Source organism: Comamonas testosteroni, assembly GCF_014076415.1.
GTDB lineage: Bacteria > Pseudomonadota > Gammaproteobacteria > Burkholderiales > Burkholderiaceae_C > Comamonas > Comamonas testosteroni_F.
The window spans coordinates 884,352-908,040 of the sequence record NZ_CP043568.1; the positions used below are offsets into that span (position 1 = coordinate 884,352).

24 protein-coding genes are annotated in these 23,689 nt (G+C 62.1%); 16 read left to right on the forward strand and 8 right to left on the reverse strand.

The genetic code is table 11. From position 1 onward, the window contains the following. The first annotated feature begins 5 nt into the window (after positions 1 to 5). The 7 genes from F0P97_RS27430 to F0P97_RS04005 all read left to right on the forward strand — a co-directional run bounded on the left by F0P97_RS27430 (position 6) and on the right by F0P97_RS04005 (position 4,934). Positions 6 to 278 carry a hypothetical protein gene (locus tag F0P97_RS27430; protein WP_232538121.1) on the forward strand — a complete coding sequence of 91 codons (273 nt, stop codon included), beginning with the start codon at positions 6 to 8 and terminating at the stop codon, positions 276 to 278. A 5-nt stretch (positions 279 to 283) separates the two neighbouring features. Then, positions 284 to 715: a PIN domain-containing protein gene (locus tag F0P97_RS27435; protein ID WP_232538123.1), complete on the forward strand. Its 432-nt coding sequence runs from the start codon at positions 284 to 286 to the stop codon at positions 713 to 715. Between the two features lie 69 nt (positions 716 to 784). Further along, complete coding sequence (gene hisC, locus F0P97_RS03985; RefSeq protein WP_182285710.1) at positions 785 to 1,903, forward strand: histidinol-phosphate transaminase; 1,119 nt, start codon at positions 785 to 787, stop codon at positions 1,901 to 1,903. Then, the gene (hisB, locus tag F0P97_RS03990) at positions 1,900 to 2,523 is read left to right on the forward strand and encodes an imidazoleglycerol-phosphate dehydratase HisB (RefSeq protein WP_003058637.1); all 624 of its coding nucleotides are present in this window, start codon (positions 1,900 to 1,902) and stop codon (positions 2,521 to 2,523) included. Before hisC ends, hisB begins: the two co-directional genes overlap by 4 nt. 81 nt (positions 2,524 to 2,604) lie before the next feature. Beyond that, a complete protein-coding gene (gene hisH, locus F0P97_RS03995; protein ID WP_182285711.1) occupies positions 2,605 to 3,273 on the forward strand; it encodes an imidazole glycerol phosphate synthase subunit HisH in 669 nt (222 codons plus the stop codon). Between the two features lie 58 nt (positions 3,274 to 3,331). Further along, a complete protein-coding gene (gene hisA / locus F0P97_RS04000) occupies positions 3,332 to 4,075 on the forward strand; it encodes a 1-(5-phosphoribosyl)-5-[(5-phosphoribosylamino)methylideneamino]imidazole-4-carboxamide isomerase (RefSeq protein WP_182285712.1) in 744 nt (247 codons plus the stop codon). Then, positions 4,068 to 4,934 carry a D-hexose-6-phosphate mutarotase gene (locus F0P97_RS04005; protein WP_182285713.1) on the forward strand — a complete coding sequence of 289 codons (867 nt, stop codon included), beginning with the start codon at positions 4,068 to 4,070 and terminating at the stop codon, positions 4,932 to 4,934. The genes hisA and F0P97_RS04005 overlap by 8 nt, the downstream gene beginning before the upstream one ends. A 134-nt stretch (positions 4,935 to 5,068) precedes the next feature. Here F0P97_RS04005 and F0P97_RS04010 read toward each other — a convergent pair whose 3' ends face one another. The 7 genes from F0P97_RS04010 to glmM all read right to left on the reverse strand — a co-directional run bounded on the left by F0P97_RS04010 (position 5,069) and on the right by glmM (position 15,727). Then, the gene (locus F0P97_RS04010; RefSeq protein WP_232538124.1) at positions 5,069 to 5,938 is read right to left on the reverse strand and encodes a DUF4434 domain-containing protein; all 870 of its coding nucleotides are present in this window, start codon (positions 5,936 to 5,938) and stop codon (positions 5,069 to 5,071) included. A gap of 47 nt (positions 5,939 to 5,985) precedes the next feature. Continuing rightward, the gene (locus F0P97_RS04015) at positions 5,986 to 7,620 is read right to left on the reverse strand and encodes a DUF2334 domain-containing protein (protein ID WP_182285715.1); all 1,635 of its coding nucleotides are present in this window, start codon (positions 7,618 to 7,620) and stop codon (positions 5,986 to 5,988) included. A 38-nt stretch (positions 7,621 to 7,658) separates the two neighbouring features. Next, on the reverse strand, positions 7,659 to 7,976 hold the full coding sequence (locus F0P97_RS04020; RefSeq protein WP_182285716.1) for a hypothetical protein: 318 nt from the start codon (positions 7,974 to 7,976) through the stop codon (positions 7,659 to 7,661). A 102-nt stretch (positions 7,977 to 8,078) separates the two neighbouring features. Further along, the gene (locus F0P97_RS04025) at positions 8,079 to 10,829 is read right to left on the reverse strand and encodes an NfrA family protein (RefSeq protein ID WP_182285717.1); all 2,751 of its coding nucleotides are present in this window, start codon (positions 10,827 to 10,829) and stop codon (positions 8,079 to 8,081) included. A gap of 10 nt (positions 10,830 to 10,839) precedes the next feature. Continuing rightward, entirely contained in the window at positions 10,840 to 13,062 is a 2,223-nt protein-coding gene (nrfB, locus tag F0P97_RS04030; protein ID WP_182285718.1) for a cyclic di-3',5'-guanylate-activated glycosyltransferase NrfB, read from the reverse strand. Further along, a complete protein-coding gene (wecB, locus tag F0P97_RS04035; protein ID WP_182285719.1) occupies positions 13,049 to 14,230 on the reverse strand; it encodes a non-hydrolyzing UDP-N-acetylglucosamine 2-epimerase in 1,182 nt (393 codons plus the stop codon). The genes nrfB and wecB overlap by 14 nt, the downstream gene beginning before the upstream one ends. Before the next feature lie 162 nt (positions 14,231 to 14,392). Further along, positions 14,393 to 15,727 carry a phosphoglucosamine mutase gene (gene glmM / locus F0P97_RS04040; RefSeq protein WP_182287100.1) on the reverse strand — a complete coding sequence of 445 codons (1,335 nt, stop codon included), beginning with the start codon at positions 15,725 to 15,727 and terminating at the stop codon, positions 14,393 to 14,395. A gap of 802 nt (positions 15,728 to 16,529) precedes the next feature. Between glmM and hisF the strand changes: the two genes are divergently transcribed. The 9 genes from hisF to tatC all read left to right on the forward strand — a co-directional run bounded on the left by hisF (position 16,530) and on the right by tatC (position 22,275). Then, entirely contained in the window at positions 16,530 to 17,330 is an 801-nt protein-coding gene (gene hisF, locus F0P97_RS04045; protein WP_003058607.1) for an imidazole glycerol phosphate synthase subunit HisF, read from the forward strand. 70 nt (positions 17,331 to 17,400) lie between these two features. Next, entirely contained in the window at positions 17,401 to 17,829 is a 429-nt protein-coding gene (gene hisI / locus F0P97_RS04050; protein WP_255538961.1) for a phosphoribosyl-AMP cyclohydrolase, read from the forward strand. 4 nt (positions 17,830 to 17,833) lie between these two features. Next, on the forward strand, positions 17,834 to 18,232 hold the full coding sequence (locus tag F0P97_RS04055) for a phosphoribosyl-ATP diphosphatase (protein WP_003062137.1): 399 nt from the start codon (positions 17,834 to 17,836) through the stop codon (positions 18,230 to 18,232). Positions 18,233 to 18,243: 11 nt separating this feature from the next. Beyond that, a complete protein-coding gene (locus F0P97_RS04060; RefSeq protein WP_182285720.1) occupies positions 18,244 to 18,642 on the forward strand; it encodes a DUF4870 family protein in 399 nt (132 codons plus the stop codon). A gap of 252 nt (positions 18,643 to 18,894) precedes the next feature. Beyond that, positions 18,895 to 19,938 carry a patatin-like phospholipase family protein gene (locus tag F0P97_RS04065; protein ID WP_182285721.1) on the forward strand — a complete coding sequence of 348 codons (1,044 nt, stop codon included), beginning with the start codon at positions 18,895 to 18,897 and terminating at the stop codon, positions 19,936 to 19,938. 98 nt (positions 19,939 to 20,036) lie between these two features. After that, positions 20,037 to 20,405, forward strand: a complete 369-nt coding sequence (locus tag F0P97_RS04070; RefSeq protein WP_182285722.1) for a histidine triad nucleotide-binding protein — start codon at positions 20,037 to 20,039, stop codon at positions 20,403 to 20,405. 120 nt (positions 20,406 to 20,525) lie between these two features. Beyond that, a complete protein-coding gene (gene tatA, locus F0P97_RS04075; RefSeq protein ID WP_182285723.1) occupies positions 20,526 to 20,762 on the forward strand; it encodes a Sec-independent protein translocase subunit TatA in 237 nt (78 codons plus the stop codon). A gap of 22 nt (positions 20,763 to 20,784) precedes the next feature. Continuing rightward, entirely contained in the window at positions 20,785 to 21,306 is a 522-nt protein-coding gene (gene tatB, locus F0P97_RS04080; protein WP_003062149.1) for a Sec-independent protein translocase protein TatB, read from the forward strand. Between the two features lie 156 nt (positions 21,307 to 21,462). Beyond that, the gene (tatC, locus tag F0P97_RS04085) at positions 21,463 to 22,275 is read left to right on the forward strand and encodes a twin-arginine translocase subunit TatC (protein WP_182285724.1); all 813 of its coding nucleotides are present in this window, start codon (positions 21,463 to 21,465) and stop codon (positions 22,273 to 22,275) included. 197 nt (positions 22,276 to 22,472) lie between these two features. On the opposite strand, the gene F0P97_RS04090 is transcribed toward tatC, so the two are convergent. Continuing rightward, complete coding sequence (locus F0P97_RS04090; RefSeq protein ID WP_182285725.1) at positions 22,473 to 23,633, reverse strand: Do family serine endopeptidase; 1,161 nt, start codon at positions 23,631 to 23,633, stop codon at positions 22,473 to 22,475. Between the last annotated feature and the right edge of the window lie 56 nt (positions 23,634 to 23,689).

Sequence of the window (23,689 nt, forward strand, 5' to 3'; positions counted from 1 at the left end):
AGGCCATGAAGAACGTCACCATCACCGTCGAAGACGGCGTGCTTGACTGGGCGCGCATTGAAGCGGCCAGGCGTGGCAGCAGTGTGTCGCGCATGCTGGGTGACTTCATGGCCGAGCTGATGCAGCGCGAGGACGCCTACGAGCGTGCCTACCTGGCCTGGCGCACGGACGAGCGGACCTGGCAAGCTGCCGGCCAGTCGGCCAAGTCCCTGGCGCGCAGTGCCAGCAGCAAGCGTGCTGCAGTACAAAGCAATGCCGAAACCGAGGTGGCCAGGTGAACCCCGTGTTTGTCGATACCTCGGTGCTGATCGCCGCGGAAGATGCGGCTGGCGGTGCGCTGTATGCGGCCACGCTGGAATGGCTGGATCTGCTGTGGCGCAGCCGTAGCGGCCGCACCAGCAACCAGGCGCTGGTGGAGTTCTATGACCAGGCCACCACTGCAGCCCTGCCCCTGCCGCAGGGCGATGCCCGCGCAGCCATCCGTCGCTACCAGACCTGGACGCCCTGGAAGACCGACGCCGCCACGCTGGAGACGGCCTGGGCCGTGCAGGCTCGCCATGCGCTGGACTTTGGCGACTGCCTGGCCGTGGCCTGCGCCCAGCACAGTGGCTGCAATCAGATGCTGAGCCTGCATTTGCCCCACGGGGCGGAGTTTGGCGGCGTAACCGTGGTGCATCCGCTGGAGCAAGCCGCCACGCAGAATCTTGAGGCTTGAGCGCCACAATCGCAGCGATCGGTATCGACTGCATTGGCCAACGCAAGCCTTGTGTGAAGGAGTGAACCCATGACTGCTCAAGACATCCAGACCAAAGCCCTGCAACGCATTCGCGCCGATGTACGCGCCATGCAGGGCTACCATGTGCAGCCCGCGCAGGGCCTGCTCAAGATGGACACGATGGAGAACCCCTACCGTCTGCCGCCCGAGCTGCAGAAAAAGCTGGGCGAGCATCTGGGCGGTCTGGAAATCAACCGCTACCCTGGCGAGCGTCAGGAGGTGCTCAAGCAGATGCTGGCCGACTACGCCGGTGCTCCGGCCGGTACCTCGGTGCTGCTTGGCAATGGCTCGGACGAAATCATCACCCTGCTGGCGCTGGCCACGGCCCAGCCCTGCAACAACGAGCGCGCCAAGATGCTGGCGCCCATGCCGGGCTTTGTGATGTATCCGCTGTCTGCCAAGCTGCAGGGCCTGGATTTCGTGGGCGTGAATCTGACGGGCGACTTTGACCTGGATGTGCCGGCCATGCAGGTCGCCATTGCCGAGCACCAGCCTGCCATCACCTATATCGCCTATCCCAACAATCCCACCGCCACGCTGTGGGCCGAGGACAAGGTGCAGGCCGTGATCGACGCCGTGGCCGAGGTTGGCGGTCTGGTCGTGATGGACGAGGCCTATCAGCCCTTCGCCAGCCGCAGCTGGATCACCCGCATGAAGGCCGACCCCGCGCGCAACGCCCATGTGCTGCTGATGCGCACGCTGTCCAAGTTCGGTCTGGCCGGTGCGCGCCTGGGCTATCTGATCGGCCCTTCGGCCATCGTCAACGAGATCGACAAGGTGCGCCCGCCCTACAACATCAGCGTGCTCAACTGCGAGACGGCGATTTTTGCGCTGCAGCACGAGTCCCTGTACGCCGAGCAGGCTGCTGCCATCCGTGCCGAACGCCAGCCGCTGATCGATGCCCTGGCCCTGCTGGATGGTGTGCAAAAAATCTGGCCTTCCGAAGCCAATATGGTGCTGCTGCGCGTGCGCGATGCCGGCAAGGCCCAGATCGAGATGAAGCAGCGCGGCGTGCTGGTCAAGAACGTATCGGCCATGCACCCCTTGCTGCACAACTGCCTGCGCCTGACCGTGGGTACCCGCGAAGAAAACGCCCAGATGCTGGCGGCACTGAAAGAAAGCCTATGAGCAATATCGTCCCCTCCATCGCCCAGAACCTGCCGCGCATTGCCGAAGTGCAGCGCAACACGGCCGAGACCCGCGTCGCCGTGCGCGTCAACCTCGACGGCACTGGCAAGGCCAGCCTGAACTCCGGCATCGGCTTTCTCGACCACATGCTGGACCAGATCGCGCGCCACGGCCTGATCGACATGGACATCGAATGTGCGGGCGATCTGCACATCGACGGCCACCACACGGTGGAGGACATCGGCATCACCCTGGGCCAGGCCTTCGCCAAGGCCATCGGCGACAAGAAAGGCATTCGCCGCTACGGTCATGCCTATGTGCCGCTGGACGAAGCCCTGAGCCGCGTCGTCATCGACTTCTCGGGCCGTCCCGGTCTGCACATGGATGTGAAGTTCACCGCCGGCAGCATCGGTCAGCTCGATACGCAGCTGGTTTTCGAATTCTTCCAGGGCTTTGTCAACCACGCCGGAGTGACGCTGCACATCGATAATCTCAAGGGCTTCAACGCCCACCACCAGTGCGAAACCATCTTCAAGGCCTTCGCCCGCGCCATGCGCTTTGCGCTGGAGCATGATGAGCGCATGGCAGGTGTGATTCCGTCCACCAAGGGTGCTCTCTAATCAGGAGCTGGTAGCGCTTGATATGCAGTGAATGCAAGGCGCTATCTTTAGAAAATCAAATCTCGACAAGCGGTAGCTGCTATGAGTTTGAAGAACAACACCGTAGCCGTGGTCGATTACGGCATGGGCAATCTGCGCTCGGTCTCGCAGGCGGTACGCACGGCCGCGGCCGATACCGGCTGGGACGTGGTCGTCACGGCCGATCCCGAGGTGGTCCTTGCCGCCAACCGCGTAGTCCTGCCCGGTCAGGGCGCCATGCCCGACTGCATGCGCGAGCTGCGCGAATCCGGCCTGCAGCAGGCCGTGCTCGATGCGGCTGCCAACAAGCCGCTGTTCGGCGTCTGCGTGGGCATGCAGATGCTGCTCGACCACAGCGACGAAGGCGATGTGCCGGGCCTGGGGCTGATTCCCGGCAATGTGCGCAAGTTCGATCTCGAAGGCAGGACGCAGGCCGACGGCAGTCGTTTCAAGGTGCCGCAAATGGGCTGGAACCAGGTGCAGCAGACGCAGCAGGGCGGCAAGCCCCATGCGCTGTGGGCCGGCATTCCCGACGGCAGCTTCTACTATTTTGTGCACAGCTTTTATGCGCAGGTGCAACAAAGCGCGCATTGCGCGGCCGAGGCCGACTATGGCGGCCTCTTTGCATGTGCCGTCGCACGCGATAATATTTTCGCAACCCAGTTCCACCCCGAGAAAAGCTCGGACCAGGGGCTGGCGCTGTTCCGCAACTTCCTGGGCTGGAAGCCCTGAAGTTTTTCTTTGTGCACTGGCCATTTCTGACGGCCAAACTTGCTAGCAGATCACCATCATGTTGCTCATCCCCGCTATCGACCTCAAGGACGGCCACTGCGTTCGCCTGATTCAGGGTGATATGGACCAGTCCACCACTTTCGGTGAAGACCCCGCAGCCATGGCCGCCAAATGGCTGGATGAGGGGGCCCGTCGCCTGCACCTGGTAGACCTGAACGGCGCCTTTGCGGGCCAGCCCAAGAACCTGTCGGCCATCAAGAGCATCCTCAAGGAAGTCGATGGCGAGATTCCCGTTCAGCTGGGCGGTGGCATCCGTGATCTGGACACCATCGAGCGCTACATCGATCTGGGCATCGAGTACCTGATCATCGGCACCGCTGCCGTGAAGAACCCCGGTTTCCTGCAGGATGCCTGCAGCGCCTTTCCCGGCCACATCATCGTGGGCCTGGACGCCAAGGACGGCAAGGTGGCGATCGACGGCTGGAGCAAGCTCACCGGTCAGGATGTAATCGAAACCGCCAAGCGCTTCGAAGACTGGGGCGTGGAATCCATCATCTACACCGATATCGGTCGTGACGGCATGCTCAGCGGCATCAACATCGACGCCACCGTCAAGCTGGCCCAGTCGCTGAAGATTCCGGTCATCGCCTCGGGCGGTCTGGCCGGCATGGCCGACATCGAAGCGCTGTGCAAGGTGCAGGACGAGGGCGTGGAAGGCGTTATATGCGGCCGCGCCATCTATACCGGCGATCTGGACTTCGCCGCTGGCCAGGAGCGTGCGGACGAGCTCACGGGTGAGTGACTTGACGTTTCAGGCCCAGGCCGTTGACTGGAAAGGACTCCCTGCCATTGCTTTGAAGCTGGGGCAGGGGGATTCGGTGCTGATCTGTCTGCAGGGCGCCCAGGTGCTGTCCTGGATCGGCCTGGGGCAGGAACGTTTGTTCCTCAGTCCCAGGGCGGCCCATGACGGCCAGAGCGCCATTCGCGGCGGCATTCCGGTCTGTTTCCCTCAGTTCAATCAACGCGGCCCCCTGGTCAAACATGGCTTTGCGCGCCTCAGTCGCTGGCAGGCCGATGCTGCGCAGCCATCGGGCGAGGGTGGTGTGCAAATCTCCTTGTGCCTGACGGACAGCGAGGCATCGCGCGCCGTCTGGCCGCATGCCTTTGAGGCCATGCTCAGGGTCGAGCTCAGGCCCGGCATGTTGCGCGTGGAACTGGCCGTGCATAACCGCGGCCGGCAGGACCTGTCCTTTACCGCGGCCTTGCACGGCTATCTGCGTGTGGCCCAGGTCGAGCAGGCCAGCTTGCATGGCCTCGAAGGTTTGAGCTACTGGGATGCTGCTGCGGCTCAGCCGGACACCCATGTCATGCAGGAGGGCCGCGTCAGCTTCGGTACGGAGACCGATCGCGTCTATCCCCGTGCTGCTGCAGCCGTGCAGCTGCAAAGCTCGGGCCTGCCCTGGCTGCAGCTTGCCCAGGATGCATCCTGGAGCGAAACCGTGGTCTGGAATCCAGGCCCTGCGCTGTGTGCCACGCTCAAGGACATGGAAGTCGACAGCTGGCAGCAGATGCTGTGCGTGGAGGCAGCGGCCATTGATGCGCCTGTGGTTCTTGGGCCTGATCAGCGCTGGAAGGCGGCGCAGACCTTCGAATGCTTTTGAAGCGCTGAACGGGCAGGGGTGAGGCCACCCCGAGTCTGGATCGGTCCACGTGCGCAGACCTGCAGGCCGCCGATCTGTTCAATCCTGTCGCCGGCTCCATGGGCCCAAGCCGCAGTAGCAGGGCGGAAGACGGCTCAGCGGGGTTTGCTGCCCAGGGCATCCGCCAAGGCATCGACCAGAGGCGGGTTCAGATAATGCGGGCCGTCGAAGGCGAAGACCGTCCAGCCTTGGTAGGCCGTCAGCTGCGGCAGAAACTCCTCTGCCATGGCACTGCGAAAGCCACCACCCGGCGCAGGCCGGAAAGCCTCGGCAATCACCCGTACCCGCGCCTGGCCCAGATGGGCGGTCAGCATTTGCAGGTATTCGCGTGCCACGCTGGGAGTGCGCGCGTGCACGCCGACTCCATCCTGGAAAAACACGCCCACATCTTCAGGTATCCAGCGCATGATCCAGTCAACCAGCGCCTGGGGACCCATGTTGGCATTGTCGTAGGCGCTGATCCACAGCGGACGCGGCAGCTTGTTGAGAACCTCGGTGAGAAGGCTGGGCGTAGCCCAGGTCGGATCGATTTCGACCGGGAAGTACCAGCCGGCAACCCGCAGTGGCAGCGCTGTGATCGCTGCTTTCAAGGCATATGACTGCATTGCCAGATCCGCGAGACTGGCGCGGGCCTTGGCCTCGTCATGCATGCCGGCCAGGCCGAGAATCAGCTCCTGCGCCCAGGGCTCGGCCGCGATGCGCTCCCAGTCCGGGAGATTGCGGCTCATGGAGGGCAGGTAAGTGCCGGGCACCAGGCTCAGATTGTCCACGGCCGTCCATTGCACCAGCAGGCGGCGGATGCCCAGACGCTGCCATGTTCCATGGGGCCGCAAAGTGTCGGCACTGGGCTGCCAGACCATGCCGGGCAGACGCAGGCCGGGCTTGGCCTGTGCCTCGGGCAGGCAGCAGCTCAGCGCCCAGGCCAGGCCCAGTGCCTCGCGTCTGTTGCATTGTTCCATCGTCATATCTATGGATCGAGCCGCTTTCTCCTTTCGGAGAAAGCGCTTTTCTTTCATGGCAGCTGGCTCGGAACCGTCCAGGTGAAGCCCAGATTGGAGATGCCACTGACAAGGCTCTTGAAGTCCGCCAGGCCAGGGGTTCCAACCTGCGGCTCCAGCCAGAACGGGTGGAAGAAGAACGAGGCATAACCGTCACGTACCGTCTTCACATACTGGGCATTGGTGAGAATGTCCTGCCATGTGTAGTTGAAGGAGGAAGTCGGGTCGATCTGATGAATGTCGTATTCGATGTTACCCAGGCTTTCCGGCAACACTTTCTGCCCGTAGTAGTCGGTCTGGATGGGGTAGGGGAAGATCTGGCCCACGGCAAAATCCTTCTCCACCGATGCAGTGAAATTGGGCTTGTCTGCGGTGTAGTACACCACGCGTTGATAAGTCTTGGGGAAGACCTGCGTACTGGCCTTGGATGCCAGCGCCGAGCCCTGGTAGTGCGGGGTTTCCCAGGCTGTCGCGCGATATCCATTGAGAGATAGCTCCAGCAGGCCGGCTCGATAACGTCCCAACGCCCAGGATGTCGAGTCTTCCGGCACGGGCTTGTTGTTGACAATGTCCCAGAACTCGTAGTCATCGCCACTCACGGCCGTATAGCGATTGCGCACATTGCTGTACTGGTGTGTGTAGCCATGCATCACGATTTCGCCGCCGCGCACCAGTGCGTAGTTGAGAGCTCTCTTCAGATTGGTCGCCAGTGACATGGGTACCTGCATCGGCACTCCCGAGTTGTAGACGCCAAGAGGATCCTTGTAGTACGGAATGGTCGCAATCGAAAACGGGATCCGTTGCTGGTAGAGGTAGTCCGTCAGTGATTTCATTGCCGTCACACTGACCAAGGCGCTCACATCTTCAAGACGGACCATGGCCTTGTGGCTTTCGGCATGGTTCACCCCCAGCATGTCATGCAGCATGTCTGCCAGCACGAGATAGCGATCGCGTGGTCCGATATAGCTGAAGGGCAGATCCGCCACATACCAGAAGTTGCCCGACCTCACCACATAGGGCGCCTGCTCGCCGGTCTTTGGATTGGACATGGAGACCAGGTTCTGGGCCTTGGTGGTATCGGTGATGGCCGTCAGCCCCACATCGGGATCCGCATTCACGGCTCCGGTACTGCTGTCGTATGCGTAGTATTTGACAAAGGGCAGGCTTTTGTAGGTGATGGTGTCGAAGAACCCCGGTGCGGTGTTGCTTGATGTCGGAGCTGCATTGAGTCCGCGCAGTGCCGTCAGGTTGAAGCCATAGCGGGACTGGAAGCCGTAGGTCGGATCCCAGGCAAACTGCCAGAGGTTGTACTTGAACCAGACTATGGTCTTGCTCGAGCTGGCAGCATCGGTCATGAAGGCGGCAGGAACCGGGTTGTCGTAATACGCGCCCAGATAGAACGTGGCGTCGTAGCCGCTGAGCTGCCCTGCCGTGTAGTTCTGCACCGCGACCATATCGACCTTGCTGTCGAAATGTCCCAGCAGATTGCGCAGCATGATGGCATAGCCCATGCCGAGCTTGGTGTAGGCCGTATTGGGCGGCGCGTCATAAAGGATCAGTGTGCGCGGACCTGTTTGCGCAAAGGCGCCAGGGCTCGCAAAGAGCATGGCCAGCAGCCATGCCCCAAGAAGGCGTCCTAGGGTTTTCATGAGACTCTCCTGAGATCATTACACGGTGAGGCTTATTGCTACTGGTCACGGAATGGACTGCCCGGATTGGGCTTGCCTTTCGGCGGATTGCCGGGGGAGGGGTTGCCGGGTTTGACAGGCGGCTCGTCCAGCGTGTCATCCCGTGTGAAATCCTTCTTGAAATGTCCTTTGTGGTGGTGCGCGCGTTCGTTGCGCTTGCGCTCTACGGGGGACGCACCGACATCCATGCGGATCTGGGAGGCCCCAGGTGGCAATGGCGGCGGCATGACGTTGGAGGCCTGGGTCCAGTTGGCCCAGGTCAGCAGCGCCAGCGCGAGCAGCGCGCGCGTGGCCTGCCTTTGATCATGGGAGTGCATGAGAGTCTCCTTTCTGGAGTGCAGAAAGAAAAAGTGTCGAACAACACCATCTCCATAAACTCTAAGAATGGCGATGGGTTCGGGCCTTAAAGGCGTGCCATCTCAAAACACCAAGGCGGCACGTAGAAACACGCCTTTCCCTCTGTCGTCCCCGGCAAGCCGGGCGCGATACTGCAGGGAGAGGTCGAGGTAGGAGCGGGGCGCATGGTCACGGTCCTCGCGGAACCAGAAACGCATGCTCACACCAACGCCAGCGCCAACCGAGCTTTGCTTGCCCGAGGCTGTGCGTTCAGAGTTGTAATCAGCGCCCAGGACTGCATGCGGAAACAGCACCAGTCTTGAGTCGCCCCCCCCCATTCGGAAACTGCGCCCTGCTTGGGCTTCGAACGTCGCGTAGTTCTGCTTGCGATGAATAAAACGGCCCACTTCGGCGTACATATTGAACGTGTTCCAGCTGGGCACATCCACGCGCAGGTCGGTGCCCATACCGCCCGAATATCCCATGCGCAGCAACCAGTCGTTGCTGGACAGCGAGCCGATGCGCACGCGCCGTTCGGCCGCGAGTATGAGGTTGTGATCGCTCAGCGGCTTGGCTCGAATACCGATGGCACCCTGGGTGGTCTCTCCGCCCGTGGGCACATCGTGGCGGCTGTAGACCGTTTGTGCAGCGCCTCCGTACACCTCCCAGAAGCGGCCGTCGCCGAACTTCTGCGGGCGCCAGTACACCTCGCTGACGAGCTGGGCCACGTCGCCATAGAGGCCGGGCTGGGCGCCCGCCGCGCCCAGGGAAATGCCCCGATAGCCTAGCAACGTGTTGATGCCCCAGGAGCGGTCCCGGTCGGCAACTTCACGCCGCGTCTCATATTGCTGCTGCGGCGTCATGGCGAGTCTGCCGTCATGTGCTGCGGCAATGGCCTGCTTGAAGTAGTCGATGGACTGATCGTTCTCGGCCAGCCTGCTGGCCGCGTAGGCTCCATCGCGCAGTGCCGTGTCAGGCAGGCGGCTCTGGTCACGTGCGCGGTTGAAGATGGACAAGGCACTGCGATCGTCCCCCACGCGGACGGCCAGATAGGCCAGATTGGGGTCGGCGCTTTGCTGCATCTCGGGCTCTGCGGTGGCCTGGGCAAAGCGTGCTGCCGCCTCGTCTCGCCGCCCTAGCTGAAGCAGCAGATCCACCTCGCTGGACAGGGACAGGCCGCCCATCTGCAAGGCCGTCTGTGCGTCGGCGTTGGCAGCCTCGGTCATACCCTGCTCGCGACGCAGACGACTGCGCAAGGCCAGCACTTCGACTGCATCGGGCTGAAGCTGCAGTGTTTGATCGGCCTCCTCAAGTGCCTGTGCCTTCTGGCCTGCAGCCAGCAATGCCTGCAGGCGCAACTGGCGATAGGGCAGTTGTCCGGGGTTGAGTTGTATGGCAGCAGCGGCCTTGTCTGCCGCCAAGGCATATTGCCCATCGCTGTAGGCTTGATAGGCTTCATGTGCGACTTTGTATGCCGGGTCCGGCGCTTGCTGACCGGGCCAGATTTCGCAGCCGGGCACATCGCCGGCGCTGAAGCAGTTGACCAGGGGCAGCGGCAGCTCGTAGCTGCGTGACATGGTTGAGGAGCGCAGCGTCTTGAGCTGTTCCCGGCGCCTGTTGACGTCGGCATTGCTGTCCGCCTCCAGCGCCTGCACCAGCCGCTGGGCTCGTTCTGTCTGGCCGGCGGCCAGCGCTGCATCCAGGGCTATCACGCCGTAGTTCTGCCGCTCCGACCGCGACAGATGGGGGGCGGCAAGCGCTGCGTCGAAAGCCTGTTCGGAGGCCATGCCGCGACCTTGGAGATGCAGGGCCACGCCCTGCAGTACCTGCAGTGCAGGATCATGCTGCAGCGCCAGCCCTTGCTCTGCCACACGCTGTGCCTGGGCCGCCTGCCCATCCTGAAGCAGCAGGCCCAGCCATTGCAGGCGCGGCGCCAGCGCCTGCGGTGCCAGACGCACGCTGGACTCGGCATGGCGCAGGGCCTTGGCCATGTCGCCTTGCTCGCGGGCCTGCAAGGCTTGCTCGAAAGGGCGCAGAGCCTGGCGCTGGCGTATGGAGGTACGCAGCATCTGCCAATCGGCGTCCGACTGCAGCTGTTTGACCTTGTCCAGTCTTGCTGCACGGGCTTCGGCCTCGTCGAAGCGCCCGTTCTCCACCAGCAGATAGACCAGCAGGCGCTGGTAGTCCAGACGCCCGGGGGCCGCAGCTACGGCCTGCCTTGCCAGAGGCAAGGCCGTCGCGAAGTCGCGCCGCTCGGTGGCGGCATAGGCCTGGCTGGCCTTGGCGTAACCAGCAGGCATTGCCTGTGCGGTCGGGCTCTTGCGCGGGCGCGGCGTGGTGTCCGCTGTCGATGCGGCCGCCTTTGCCGGCTCCGGTGTTGTCGCTGCTGAAGGCGTGGCCGTGCCTGGCGTCTTCGGCGGCTCCTTGGCCGCAGGAGCGGGCAGAGCTTGAGACTCGGGCTGTCTGGCTGGAACGGCTCCCTGATGCATGTCGCGCAGAGCCTGGGCCAGACGCGCATCGCCAGGGTGGCGCTGAAGCTGGGCTTTCAATACGGCTTCGGCCTGTGCGGGTTGGCCAAAGCGGCGATGGGCTGCCGCCAGTTGCAAGGCGATCTCGGTGTTGTCCGGTGCCAGACGCTGAGCCTGCTGCAGCTCGGAGATGGCGCGCTGGCCATCGCCGCGCGCCATGGCCTCATACGCCTTGTCGATCCGGGGGTAGACCTGAAAGCGCTGTCTGGGAGTGATATCCGGACCTAGATCCACCGTCTGCGCCAGACCATCGTATGGGGTGGCGCATGCCAGGGAAAGAACCAGAATAGGACGAGAAAGCTTCATATATTGGCACCTAAGCAGCAACAGATACGATCGGGGCGGCATCAAGGCGGCGCAAAAGTTGCGCCATGGTGACCTGCAGCTGTTGCTGCAGTCGCAGTGCTTCATCCAGCGTGGCCTGTGTCAACGCCCCCTGGTTCACCAGGAACTGGCCCAGGCTGTCATCGGCTTGCTCATGTCTGAGCAGCAAGGCATTCAGCACGGCCGTGTCGATGCGGCCCAGGGCTTGAAGCACTTCGCCCAGCATCAGCTGCCGCGACACATAGAATTTCCACAGCTCTTTCGCCTGTTCGGCGGATACGCGTTTGCGCTCCACGGCCCAGGCCAGCAGTTCGCGAGCCGGCTCCCCATGCTGTCTTGCATACAGACGCCGCAGCTCGACCGTGACCTCTCCCTTGGGGGCAATGAGGTAGCGCACAGGTCTCTCGAGCTTGCGCTCCAGGGCTGCATGCGAGACCGGGTCTATGACTGACTCGCTGGCCAGGACCAGCGTCTTTCCCTCCTCGCGCAGCGGCACCACGCTGTAATGCAGTGCCAGATGTGCCGGCAGCAGCGCCGCGATCTCGTCGGGGATCAGGCGCTCGCCCAGAAACTCCCAGGAAACCCCGGCCTGCTGGGCCACTGCAGCGGCCAGCTGTGCGGTGCTGATCAGGTCCTTGTGCACCAGCGCACTGCCCAGACGCAGGCCCGGAGTGGGTCGTACCAGGGCCTCCTGCAGCTGGCTCTCGGTCAAGGCGCCTTGCGCGATCAGTATCTGTCCCAGGGGCTGGCGCAGTCGGGGGCCCTCTCCCAGCATGGGGAAGTCATGGTCGGTCTTGGCCCAGGCCATGCGCCGGATATCCTTGGCCTGCAGCGCCTGGGCGATGGCCCGCCAGTTGGCCAGAAAGTTCACCAGATTGCCCCATAGCAGGCGCGGAAGCGACATCAATCCCTGGACGATGCCGTAGTAGCTGGTGACGAAGAACATGCGCTGGGCAATGCGGTTGAGCATCAGCACGAAGTTCGCGGCCAGCAGCGCGTACAGCCACCAGTCGCCCTGGAAGATGGATAGAAACCGGTAGCTGTCCGGTACCAGGCGCTGGTAGAGCCAGATGGCAATCAGCTGCATCGCCAGCAGCATGGCCAGAAAGCTGGCGAAATTGGTGAGAGCTCCCTTTCGGTCGCGCCAGAGAAAATAGTTCAGCACGCCGCTCTTGGTCCAGCGCAGGGTCTTGAAACCCTGGATCACGATGCCGGTGATCCAGCGGGACTTCTGTCGCACCGCCGCATTCAGCGTATCGGGGAAGAACTCCCGCACACAGATGACGCTGGCTTCGCGTGCGCTGCGTCCGTGTCGGCGCGGCTGGTCGGGGTCGGCCGGCTGGTCTGCATCGTGCACGGGAAAGCGCACGAAGATCTCGCGCATACCCAGCTGCTTGAGCCGGAAACCGATGTCGTAGTCCTCGGTCAGGCTCTGGGTGTCGAAGGCCACGCCGTCGCCCATCTCCAGCAGCGCCGTGATGGCGCGGCGGCTGAAGCAGGTGCCGACCCCGGCGCTGGGCACCTGACCCACCAGGGCCTCGCGCACCACGATGTCCTTGGCATGCAGCTCGGCAAACTCGTCCAGATAATGCCCGCCGGTGAATTCGCGCAGCGGCCGCTCCAGGGGGTAGACCGGCAGCTGGATCAGATCCTTGCGATCCACGAGAAAGTTGAACAGTCTCAGCTCCAACCTGGACAGCACGTCTTCCGAGTCGTGAAGGATGAAACCTGCAAACTCGATGCCCGAGCGCTGCTCGAACTGGAAGATGGCATCGAGCACGTTGTTGAGGCAGTCGGCCTTGCTGGTCGGCCCGGGGCGTGCGCAGACCACGCTGTGCACATTCGGGAAATGGGCTCTTACCTGCTCCACATCGGCGTGGGTCTGGGGGTCGTTGGGGTAGGTGCCGATGAAGATGTGGTAGTTCTCATAGTCCAGCGTGGTTGCCGCCAGCTGCGCCATCTTGCCGATCACGCCATGCTCCTGCCAGGCGGGCACCATGATGGCCAGCGGCTTCTCGTCCACCCCGAGCAAGGCCTTGTGATTCATCTGCTCATGGCGCGAGTACACGGTCAGTGCACGCCAGGTGCGTCGCCCCCAGTAAAAGAGGTCGATGAACAGATCGTCCAGTCCGCTGATGAAGATCACTACCGCAATGACGATGGCGATGCTCTTGAGGACATAGAGGTATCCGGTGAACAGGTCAAGCCAGGACATGAGGCGTCCTTTCTGCGGCTTTCTGTGCCAGGCCAGCTTGATCAGGCCTGAGCATCTGGTGCAGTCTTTTTACGGTGCGCTGTGCTGCAGTCCCGTCACCAAACGGGTTGCTGCTGGCCTGCATGCTCCGATAGGCCGCATCGTCATGCATCAGGTGGCGCACGGACTGAACGATCCTGCCTCTGTCGGCTCCAACCAAGGCGGCGCAGCCGGCTTCCAGCACCTCGGGACGCTCGGTCTCGTCGCGCAAGACCAGCACAGGTACCTTGAAGGTCGGCGCCTCCTCCTGCAGTCCGCCGGAATCGGTCAGCACCAGCCAGGCATCGGCCAGGGCCTGCTGCATGGCCAGGTAATCCAGCGGTTCTGTCAGCTTGACATTGGGCAGTCCGCCCAGCAGCCGGTATACGGGCTCCTTGACCACCGGATTGAGGTGGACCGGAAACAGCACCGGCATCTGGGGAAACTCGCGCGCGATATCGGCAATGGCTTCGCACACATGGTCCACATCGGGGCCCCAGTTCTCTCGCCTGTGCATGGTCACCAGGATATGGCCCCGGCCTTGCATGCGGCGACGGATGTGGTGATGCTGGCTGGCCCAGAGCTGGGCATCGACGACGGTGTTGCCCGTCATCTCGATGTTTTCCTTGGCCACGTTTTCGCGCTCCAGTGCCTGCTGGGCTCTCAGGGTGGGGGCCAGATGCAGGCTGGCGATGCGCCCTATCATCTGCCGCAGACCTTCTTCCGGAAAAGGTCGGTGCAGGTTGTAGGTGCGCAGGCCGGCCTCGACATGGACGACGGGCACCTTGAGGTAGAAGCCGGCCAATGCACCCTGAAACGCGCTCTCTGTATCTCCCTGCACGATCACTGCCTCACAGCTCGTAACCGTGAGCACGGACTCCAGTTGAGTCCGGCAGCCTGTAGCGAATTCCAGCAGCGAGCCTCCTTGCCTTTGCAGCACATGATCGGGCTGGATATGAAAGCAATCCAGCATTTGTGCGGCCATGTCGCCATGCTGGCCGGTGTGCAGCCAGATGGGGCGGGCCCAGTGCGTCTCCTGCAGTGCGTGATAAACAGGGGCCAGCTTGATGATTTCGGGCCTGGTCCCGGACACGATGAGCAACTGCGCGATGTCTGGCTTGGCGTGAAGAGCCTCGGAGTCCTGATTCATTGTGTTCTCCCTTTGAGTCAATTGGTATCAGACGTTCTTCATTCGTACCTGCTCAAAATCATCTTTCACGCTCCGCTTCGGGTATGTCAGCCAGCTCCTCATGCTGGCCGCCATTGGTGCCGGCTCTATCTGCTGCATGAGCGGCGCAGCCGCATCAGCGGGCTAACCATCTCTGGCAGCCGTGACCAGTCGCTCGGCACAGCGGCTGGCCTGATCGCCATCCTGAGCCTCCACCATCACATGCAGCAGCGGCTCCGTGCCGCTGTGACGCACCAGCACACGCCCGGTAGAGCCCAGCTCGGCCTCGACCTGTGCCTGCACTCGTGCCAGCAAGGCATTGCTGCGCCAATCCCGGTCTGGCGACCAGTGCACATTGAGCAAGGCCTGGGGATAGAGCTGCACCGGCAGCAGCCATTGCGACAGCGTGCGGCCGGTGCGCACACAGGCCTGCAATATCTGCAGCGCATTCACCAGACCGTCGCCCGTGCTGTGGCGGTCCAGTATCAGCAGATGGCCTGACCCCTCGCCACCGAAGGTCCAGCCCCTGCGGCTGAGCTCTTCAAGCACGTAGCGGTCACCGACCTTGGTGCGCATGAAGTCCACATCCAGCACCCCGAATGCCCGCTCCACCGCCATATTCGTCATCAGCGTGCCGACGGCACCCGCAATGCTCTCGTCATGCTCCAGGCGGTCGGCGACAATCAGATACAGCAGTTCGTCCCCGTTATAGAGCCTTCCGGCGGCATCGACGACCAGCAGGCGATCCGCATCGCCATCCAGTGCGATGCCGAAATCCGCACCGCAGCCGGAAACAGTCGTGGCCAGGAGCTCAGGATGTGCGGCTCCGGCCCCCTGGTTGATATTCATGCCATCGGGTGCGCAGCCTATGGCAACCACTTCAGCCCCGAGTTCATGCAAGACCATGGGCGCTATCTGATAGGCCGCACCATGGCCGGCATCGACCACGATCTTCAGTCCTCGCAAGGTGAACGCATGGTCGCAAGTGCTCTTGCAAAACTCGATATAGCGACCGGCGGCATCATCCAGGAGCTGGGTCTTTCCGAGTGCGATCGCCGGGACCCAATGCGGCTCATCCAGCAGCATCTGCTCGACCGCTACCTCCCAGACGTAGGGCAGCTTGGTGCCTTTGGCACTGAAGAATTTGATGCCGTTGTCCTCGAAGGTGTTGTGGCTGGCGCTGATGACCACTCCCAGACTGGCCCGCAAGGCCCGCGTGAGATAGGCCACCCCCGGTGTAGGCAGCGTTCCAAGCAGCAGCACATCCACGCCAGAGGAATTGAAGCCCGACACCAGGGCGCTTTCGAGCATGTGCCCCGAGATGCGCGTGTCCTTGCCGATCAGCACCGTCGGGCGCTCTTCGTTGCGATGAAGCATTCGTCCGACGACATGGGCAAGATGCAGAGCGAAGTCCGGCGTGATGGGGAAATACCCAGCCCGCCCACGGATTCCGTCGGTACCGAAATATTGGCGTCTCATATCCATGATGATCACCTATGCCTGAATACATTCATCGAACGGGATGGGTTTCCGGGTCCGGTCAATTATTTATGGGGACAACACTGTCGAAGTATTAAAAACTATTGATTTATTTTTTTCATAGTTTCACTAGCAAAAACAATCCGAACAAGAATGCAGCGTAAAAAGAAACATCTTTTTACGCCATGAATATTTGGATGCCGAATTGGGGTTTTATACACAATATTTAAGGTATTTCGCTTCCCGGTCGGGACTGTTTGCATTGCTGTCAGCCCAAGAGTCCAGGCGTCCAGGCGGCTTGCCGAAGCCCAATCTGCCTGCAATAGCTTTGCTTGTCACGCAGTCGCATGCCGCTCTCGACGGTGCAGCTTTTCGCTGGCCTGGAGGCCGCTTATCGAGAATATCAGCGCCTGTATTTTTCGGATCGCTCGCGGCATGCCCGGTCAGGAGTGGGCGATGCTCCTATGTGTGCCAGTTAATCGCAGCCGGAATATTGATGCAGGAAAGAAATTGCGGCGGAAAACAATAAATTCCGAGGCCGGCTCTGTGTTTACTGTTATTCAATTGGGAGCACAGGGATTTTGTGCTGCTCTTTATGGGTTGAGGCAGCGGTTGAATTGAATCGTTTCAGCTCGCGCAGGTTTGATTCGCGATGCGATGGCTGTGGCCGGGCTGCGTGCCGCCGAAGCCGGGTGGCAATGCCATGGCAGCAGCAAGGGGGCGCCGTTGGCAGATGCCGGAGGCAGCGGCGAGGCCGTGGTATCTTCGGCCTTCTTGTTCGTAGATATTCCGAGACTGGTCCATGCTTGCCAAACGCATCATTCCCTGCCTTGACGTGACCGGCGGCCGCGTGGTCAAGGGCGTCAATTTTCTGGAGCTGCGCGATGCGGGCGACCCGGTGGAAATTGCCGCACGCTACAACGCCCAGGGTGCGGATGAGCTGACTTTTCTGGACATCACGGCTACCAGCGATGGCCGTGACCTGATTCTGCCCATCATCGAAGCCGTGGCTTCGCAGGTCTTCATTCCGCTGACCGTGGGCGGTGGCGTGCGCAGCGTGGAAGATGTGCGTCGTCTGCTCAATGCCGGAGCCGACAAGACCAGCTTCAACTCCGCCGCCATTGCCAACCCGGACACCATCAATGCCTGCAGCGACAAGTACGGCGCGCAATGCATTGTGGTGGCCATCGACGCCAAGCGCCGCACGCCCGAGGACGAGCAGCGCATCGGCCCCGGCGGCACGCCCATGGGGCCGGGCTGGGATGTGTACAGCCATGGCGGCCGCAAGAACGTGGGGCTGGACGTGGTGCGCTGGGCCGAAGAGATGGCCAGGCGCGGTGCCGGCGAGATCCTGCTGACCAGCATGGACAAGGACGGCACCAAGAGCGGTTTCGACCTGAAGCTCACGCGTGCCGTGGCCGATGCCGTGGCCGTGCCGGTGATTGCATCGGGCGGTGTCGGCAATCTGGAGGATCTGGCCGATGGCGTGACCATTGGCGGCGCCGATGCCGTGCTGGCCGCGAGCATCTTCCACTATGGCGAATACACCGTGCAGCAGGCCAAGGAGTGCATGCGTGCACGCGGCATTCCCGTGCGCCTGTAAAAGTTAATTTGAGAGCGGCTTGCGCAGGCTACAAGCAGCTTTCCATATGTTTTGTGGTTGATGTTGTCTGCTGGCCTGCGCTGGCAGCTATACAAAACAAAGGTCTGCAATGAGCTGGCTCGATCAAGTCAAATGGGATGCGCAGGGACTGGTGCCCGTGATTGCGCAGGAGCAAAGCAGCGGCGACGTGGTCATGTTCGCCTGGATGAACCGCGAGGCACTGGAAAAGACCGCCGAGCTGGGGCGTGCCGTCTACTTCAGCCGCTCGCGCAACAAGCTGTGGTTCAAGGGCGAGGAGTCAGGCCATGTGCAGACCGTGCACGAGATGCGCATCGACTGCGACAACGACGTGGTTTTGCTCAAGATCACGCAAGAGGGGCATGATCCCGGTATTGCCTGCCATACCGGTCGCCACTCCTGCTTCTATAGCGTTTTCAAGGACGGACAGTGGCTCGCTGTCGATCCGGTCTTGAAAGATCCTGCTTCCATCTATAAATAAAGTCATGTCTGAACAAAACACCGCGTCGGTCGAGGGCGCACTGGCCCGTCTGGCCGCCGTGATCGAAAGCCGCAAGGTCGCCAACGGTGGCGATCCCGAGAAAAGCTATGTCGCGCGCCTGCTGCACAAGGGGCCCGACGCCTTTCTGAAGAAGATCGGCGAAGAGGCAACCGAAGTCGTCATGGCCGCCAAGGATGTCGATCATGGCGCGGACAAGGGCAAGATCCTCTATGAAGTGGCGGATCTGTGGTTTCACTCCATGATTGCGTTGTCGCACTACGGATTGACGCCTGCAGAGGTGGTGGCCGAGCTGGAGCGCCGCGAGGGCACCAGCGGTCTGGAGGAGAAAGCCCTGCGCAAGGCCCAGGAACGCGCTGCTCAGGAAGGGGCGGCCAAGCAATAAGGAGGAAGCGCATGAATGACGATCGCGACATCATCGATGTAAACAGCAGCAGCTCTACCGAGGTCGAGGGCCTGAAGGCCTGGGGCTGGGTCAGCTATCTGCTGCACCTGATCGTGGCCGTGGCTGCGGTGCTGCCGGGCGCGCAGGTCAGTGTGCTGCTGTTGCTGATTGCAGTCGTCATCGATCTGGTCAAGCGCGACGATGCGCGCGGCACCTGGCAGGAGAGCCATTTTTCCTGGCGCCTGCGCAGCGTGCTCTGGGCCATCGTGCTCTATGCCGTGACCTTCCCGTTCTTCCTGCTGGGCCTCCTGATCTTCAACCCCGCCTGGGTGCTGATCTCCATCTGGTTCCTCTACCGGATCGTCAGTGGCATGATCGCCATGAACAAGAATCGCGCGATCCAGCCCTGAGCCGAACTTGCCAGACACCCAAGCCCCTGCTTTACGGCCGGGGCTTTTTTGTTTTGGCAAGCGGTTTTGTTGCACTGCAACAGATTCGAGGTCGCAGGCTGACACGGGTGCAGGGCCTGTGCAATGCTCGCGGTGCTGGATAAGCTTCAGGACTTGTGCAAGCCAGGATCGGGCATGACATCCGTCCTGCCTTCTGGTTTTCATGAGTCGCTGGCTCCTCACTTGGTTCATCAACCTTCACAGGATCGTGCCATGGCTGCAGAGACTTCCCATACCCTCAACCTGGCCTTGCAGGGCGGGGGATCGCATGGTGCGCTGACCTGGGGCGTGCTGGACGCATTGCTGGACGATGACGGCCTGATCTTCGAAGGCATCAGCGGCACCAGCGCCGGTGCCATGAATGCCGTGGCGCTGGCCCATGGCTTCGCGCAGGCGGCCGCGCAGGAAAAAAAGGCGGACGATGCCCGTTACCTCGGGCGGCAACTGGCGCGCCAGTCTCTGCGCGAGTTGTGGGAGGGCGTGGGCACCATGGGCAGCGTGGGCAAGATCTTCTGGGCCGCGCCGTTGCCGGGCAGCAAGCAGTTCATGGGCGTGCTCAATCAGTTTCTGTCGCCCTATCAGACCAATCCGCTCAATATCAACCCGCTGCGACAGTTGCTCACCCGGGTGGTGGACTTCGAGGCGCTGGCACATCCCGAGCACCCCAGCGTGGTGCCCAAGCTTTTCATCTGCGCCACCAATGTGCGCACGGGCGCCGGCAAGATCTTCAAGGGCGAGCAGGTGACGGCAGACGCCATCATGGCCTCGGCCTGCCTGCCGCAGCTGTTCAAGGCGGTGGAGATTGACGGGGAGTGCTACTGGGATGGCGGGTTCTCGGGCAATCCGGCCCTGTATCCGCTGATCTACGAGACCCGGAGCCGGGACATCCTGCTGGTGCAGATCAATCCCAAGGAGTCCGATGTCTCGCCCGACACGGCACGCGAGATCATGGACCGCATGAACGAGATCACCTTCAACGCCAGCTTGCTGGCCGAGCTGCGGGCCATCGAGTTCGTGGTCAAGCTGCTGGAGCAAAAGCGCCTGGACCCCGAACGCTACAAGCATGTGCTGATGCACCGCATCGATGGCGGCTCCGTGCTCAAGCCCTTCGGTGCCTCGAGCAAGGTGCGTGCAGACATGGGCATGGTGCGCAAGCTGTTCGAGCTGGGGCGTGAGCGCGGCCAGCAATGGCTGCAGCTCAACCGCGAGCACCTTGGCGTCAAGCAGACGCTTCGATTCAACGAGAATAGGGGATAGCCTCCGCAGGGGGGGCGACGCCATTGCCTGCTTTCTGGCTTCCCGGGTCATGGGCAGGGCAGGGCGTTGGGAGTACTGAACCGTAGATACAAGAGACCATGCACGACCACGATTACGACGCCAATTGCATTTTCTGCCGAATCGCCAAGGGGGAGATTCCTTCGCGCAAAGTCTATGAGGATGAGGAACTGTTCGCCTTCCATGACATTCACCCCGGTGCGCCCGTGCACTTCCTGGTGATTCCCAAGAAGCACATTCGCTCCATGGCCCAGGTCGGCGCCGAGGATGCGCCCCTGCTGGGCCGCATGATGGCGCTGGCTCCCCGGCTGGCGATGGAGCAGGGCTGCAACCCTTATCCCGATGGCGGTTTCCGCATCGTGGTCAATACCGGCAGCGAAGGCGGGCAGGAAGTGCACCATCTGCACCTGCACGTCATGGGCGGCCCGCGACCCTGGCTCAAGGGCTGATCAGGCCTAGCGCAGGCCTGCACCCGGCGATAGAGCTGTGCGCTGCAGGCTTTTTGGGTGATTGATTCGTATCTGTCACAAGCCCCGTCTAAAATGGTTTGCAATTTCTAGGAGATTCTCATGGGCTCGTTTTCTATCTGGCACTGGGCGATCGTGCTGCTCATCGTGGTTCTGGTGTTCGGCACCAAGAAGCTCAAGAACATCGGCTCCGACCTGGGCGGTGCCGTCAAGGGCTTCAAGGACGGCATGAAGGACGGTGCGACTGACGCCGACGCCAACGCTACGACCGGCCAAGTGGCCAACCAGCAGGCCGTCGAAAAGGCCACCATCGACGTGGAAGCCAAGCAAAAGAGCTGATCGCGGCAGGACTGACATTTAGATGTTTGATATTGGCCTGTCCAAAATGGCGCTGATCGGTGCCGTGGCCCTGGTGGTCATCGGTCCCGAGAAGCTGCCGCGCGTGGCCCGCATGGTGGGCACCTTGCTTGGCAGGGCACAGCGCTATGTGTCCGACGTCAAGGCCGAGGTCAACCGCTCCATGGAGCTCGATGAGTTGCGCAAGATGAAGGACACGGTCGAGACTGCCGCACGGGACGTGGAGTCCAGCATGCGCAATCAGGCCTCCGATCTTGAAAAGGACTGGAGCGATGCGACCAAGGACCTGCGCGACGACTCGAACATGACTTCGGCTTCGTCCTTCGGCTCCTATGACGCAGAAGGTGGCTACACCGGTCTGGATACGCACAGCAGCGTGGTGCCCAGCTATCGCCATCCGCGCAAGAACTGGCGCGTCAAGCGCGGTGCCGTGCCCCAGTGGTACAAGGCCCGTGCCGGGGTACGCAGCAAGGTCCAGTCGGGTGCGGCACGCGTGGCGCGCTTTCGCCCCAAGAAGTTCCATTGAACATGCAGCTCAGCAGCCTGCCGGCCGCAAGGTCGGCCATGGCCGGCCCCAGGGGGACGGCTTGGCTGCCCGCATGTCGCTCTTTGCCCGTGATCCGCGGGCGTTGTTGTTTCCCAAGCGTGAGGAGCCGATCAGGCTCCGACGCGGTTTTGCACCATGTCCGAACCCTCTAAAGAAGACGAACTCGCCGGCACGGAGCAGCCGTTTGTCCAGCACCTGATGGAGCTGCGTGATCGCCTGCTCTACAGCCTGTATGGCGTTTTGATCGGCGTCGGGCTGCTGATGTTCTGGCCGGGCCCCGACGGCCTGATCGACTTCATCGCCCTGCCCATCAAGGAGCACATGCCGCCTGGCGCCAAGCTGATTGCGGTGGGCGTTTTCTCGCCCTTCTTCGTGCCGCTCAAGGTGCTGATGATGGTGGCTGTGCTGCTGGCGTTGCCATGGATCATGTACCAGATCTGGGCCTTTGTGGCTCCGGGCCTGTACAGCCACGAGAAGAAATTCGCCTTGCCGCTGATCCTGTTCGGCAGCCTGCTGGCCTATGCCGGCATTGCATTCGTACAGTTCTTTGTGCTGGGCAATATGTTCAAGTTCATCCAGCACTTCACGCCGGCCAGCGTGGCAGCCACGCCCGACATCGCCTCGTACGTGGAAGCGATTCTGTCGCTCTACATCGCTTTTGCCGCGGCCTTCCAGGTGCCCATCGTGGTGATGCTGCTGGTGCGCTTTGGTCTGGTGGAGATCGAGAAGCTCAAGGCCTTCCGCGGCTATTTCGTGGTGCTGGCCTTTGTGATTGCTGCCGTCATCACGCCGCCCGATGTGATCTCTCAGCTGGCCCTGGCCTTGCCCATGTGCCTGCTCTACGAGATCGGCATTCTGGGGGCCGGCTGGTTCAGCCGGGTATCGCGTGCGCCCGATGCCGACGAAAGCACGGGCTCAGAGGTGGAAAAATCCACAGACGGCCACTGATCTGCGCCCCGACCTCCTGCAAAGCCCTTGAAGCAATTCAAGGGCTTTTGTTTTGATAGCTGCCGGTGCTTTCCCAGCAAGCGCTTGAGCCGTATTTTCTGACGAGTACTGATGGTGCCGCTGCGGCTTGCAGAGCGGGCCGGAGCATGAAAAAAGCCAGCGGCTGGCGCTGGCTTTTCGGTTTGTTGGCGCTGCAATCAGCGGCGTGGGCGGCTCTGCTGCTGCAAGGTGCTGGCTGCTGGGCGGGCTCCCGGAGTGATGTCCAGCACGACTTCGCTGTCGCCACGGCGCACATCGAACTTGGCGGCTTCGCCGGGCTTGAGCGAGGCCACGGCCGTCAGCAGTTCGGAGACATTGCGGGTCGCGGTCTCGCCCACCTTGACGATCACGTCGCCGGGGCGCATGCCGGCCTGCGCGGCGGGGCCGGCCTGCAGCACGCCGGTGATGATGACGCCGGCATCGGCCTTGACGCCAAAGGTCTCGGCCAGCTCGGGCGAGAGCTCGTTGGGTTCCACGCCGATCCAGCCGCGCGTGACCTTGCCGTCCTTGACGATGCCGTCCAGCACCATCTTGGCAGTGGAGACGGGAATCGCGAACCCGATGCCCATGCTGCCGCCAGAGCGCGAGTAGATGGCCGTGTTGATGCCCAGCAGATTGCCGTTGGCATCCACCAGCGCACCGCCGGAGTTGCCGGGGTTGATGGCCGCGTCGGTCTGGATGAAGTTCTCGAAGGTGTTGATGCCCAGCTGGCTGCGGCCCAGGGCGCTGATGATGCCGCTGGTCACTGTCTGGCCCACGCCGAAGGGGTTGCCGATGGCCAGCACGCGGTCACCCACAGCGACCTGATCGGAGTTGCCCAGCACGATGACGGGCAGCTTGTCGAGCTCGATCTTGAGAATGGCCAGATCGGTCTCGGGGTCTGTTCCTATGATCTTGGCCTTGGCCTGACGGCTATCGGTCAGCGTGACCTCGATATCGTCGGCGCCCTCCACCACATGGTTGTTGGTGAGGATGTAGCCATCTTGACTGATGATGACGCCGCTACCCAAACCAGATTGCTCCTGCGGACCCTGATCGCCAAAGAAGAACTGGAACCACGGGTCGTTGGCGCGCGGGTGGCGTACCGCCTTGCTGGTGTTGATGCTGACCACGGCGGGCGAGGCCTTGCGCGCGGCAGGCGCAAAGCTGCCGGGAGCGACTTCACCCGCTGGAGTGGATGGAGCCTGCAGCAGTGAAACACCGGCACTGCTACGGATATTTCCGCGCTGAAGCCAAGTGGGCTGTAGGGTAGCCACTACAAAATAGATAGCCACCAGCACGGTGACGACCTGCGAAAACAGCAGCCAGGTGCGTTTCATGTAATGCGTATAGGTAGTGAGGGGAACAAGCCCACATTGTGAAGCATGGCTGCGCC

Coding starts and splice junctions, on each gene's coding strand:
- F0P97_RS27430 (WP_232538121.1), top strand. CDS start 6: ATGAAGAACGTCACCATCACCGTCGAAGACGGCGTGCTTGACTGGGCG.
- hisC (WP_182285710.1), top strand. CDS start 785: ATGACTGCTCAAGACATCCAGACCAAAGCCCTGCAACGCATTCGCGCC.
- hisB (WP_003058637.1), top strand. CDS start 1,900: ATGAGCAATATCGTCCCCTCCATCGCCCAGAACCTGCCGCGCATTGCC.
- hisH (WP_182285711.1), top strand. CDS start 2,605: ATGAGTTTGAAGAACAACACCGTAGCCGTGGTCGATTACGGCATGGGC.
- hisA (WP_182285712.1), top strand. CDS start 3,332: ATGTTGCTCATCCCCGCTATCGACCTCAAGGACGGCCACTGCGTTCGC.
- F0P97_RS04010 (WP_232538124.1), bottom strand. CDS start 5,938: ATGACGATGGAACAATGCAACAGACGCGAGGCACTGGGCCTGGCCTGG.
- F0P97_RS04015 (WP_182285715.1), bottom strand. CDS start 7,620: ATGAAAACCCTAGGACGCCTTCTTGGGGCATGGCTGCTGGCCATGCTC.
- F0P97_RS04020 (WP_182285716.1), bottom strand. CDS start 7,976: ATGCACTCCCATGATCAAAGGCAGGCCACGCGCGCGCTGCTCGCGCTG.
- F0P97_RS04025 (WP_182285717.1), bottom strand. CDS start 10,829: ATGAAGCTTTCTCGTCCTATTCTGGTTCTTTCCCTGGCATGCGCCACC.
- nrfB (WP_182285718.1), bottom strand. CDS start 13,062: ATGTCCTGGCTTGACCTGTTCACCGGATACCTCTATGTCCTCAAGAGC.
- wecB (WP_182285719.1), bottom strand. CDS start 14,230: ATGAATCAGGACTCCGAGGCTCTTCACGCCAAGCCAGACATCGCGCAG.
- glmM (WP_182287100.1), bottom strand. CDS start 15,727: ATGAGACGCCAATATTTCGGTACCGACGGAATCCGTGGGCGGGCTGGG.
- hisF (WP_003058607.1), top strand. CDS start 16,530: ATGCTTGCCAAACGCATCATTCCCTGCCTTGACGTGACCGGCGGCCGC.
- F0P97_RS04055 (WP_003062137.1), top strand. CDS start 17,834: ATGTCTGAACAAAACACCGCGTCGGTCGAGGGCGCACTGGCCCGTCTG.
- F0P97_RS04060 (WP_182285720.1), top strand. CDS start 18,244: ATGAATGACGATCGCGACATCATCGATGTAAACAGCAGCAGCTCTACC.
- F0P97_RS04065 (WP_182285721.1), top strand. CDS start 18,895: ATGGCTGCAGAGACTTCCCATACCCTCAACCTGGCCTTGCAGGGCGGG.
- F0P97_RS04070 (WP_182285722.1), top strand. CDS start 20,037: ATGCACGACCACGATTACGACGCCAATTGCATTTTCTGCCGAATCGCC.
- tatA (WP_182285723.1), top strand. CDS start 20,526: ATGGGCTCGTTTTCTATCTGGCACTGGGCGATCGTGCTGCTCATCGTG.
- tatB (WP_003062149.1), top strand. CDS start 20,785: ATGTTTGATATTGGCCTGTCCAAAATGGCGCTGATCGGTGCCGTGGCC.
- tatC (WP_182285724.1), top strand. CDS start 21,463: ATGTCCGAACCCTCTAAAGAAGACGAACTCGCCGGCACGGAGCAGCCG.
- F0P97_RS04090 (WP_182285725.1), bottom strand. CDS start 23,633: ATGAAACGCACCTGGCTGCTGTTTTCGCAGGTCGTCACCGTGCTGGTG.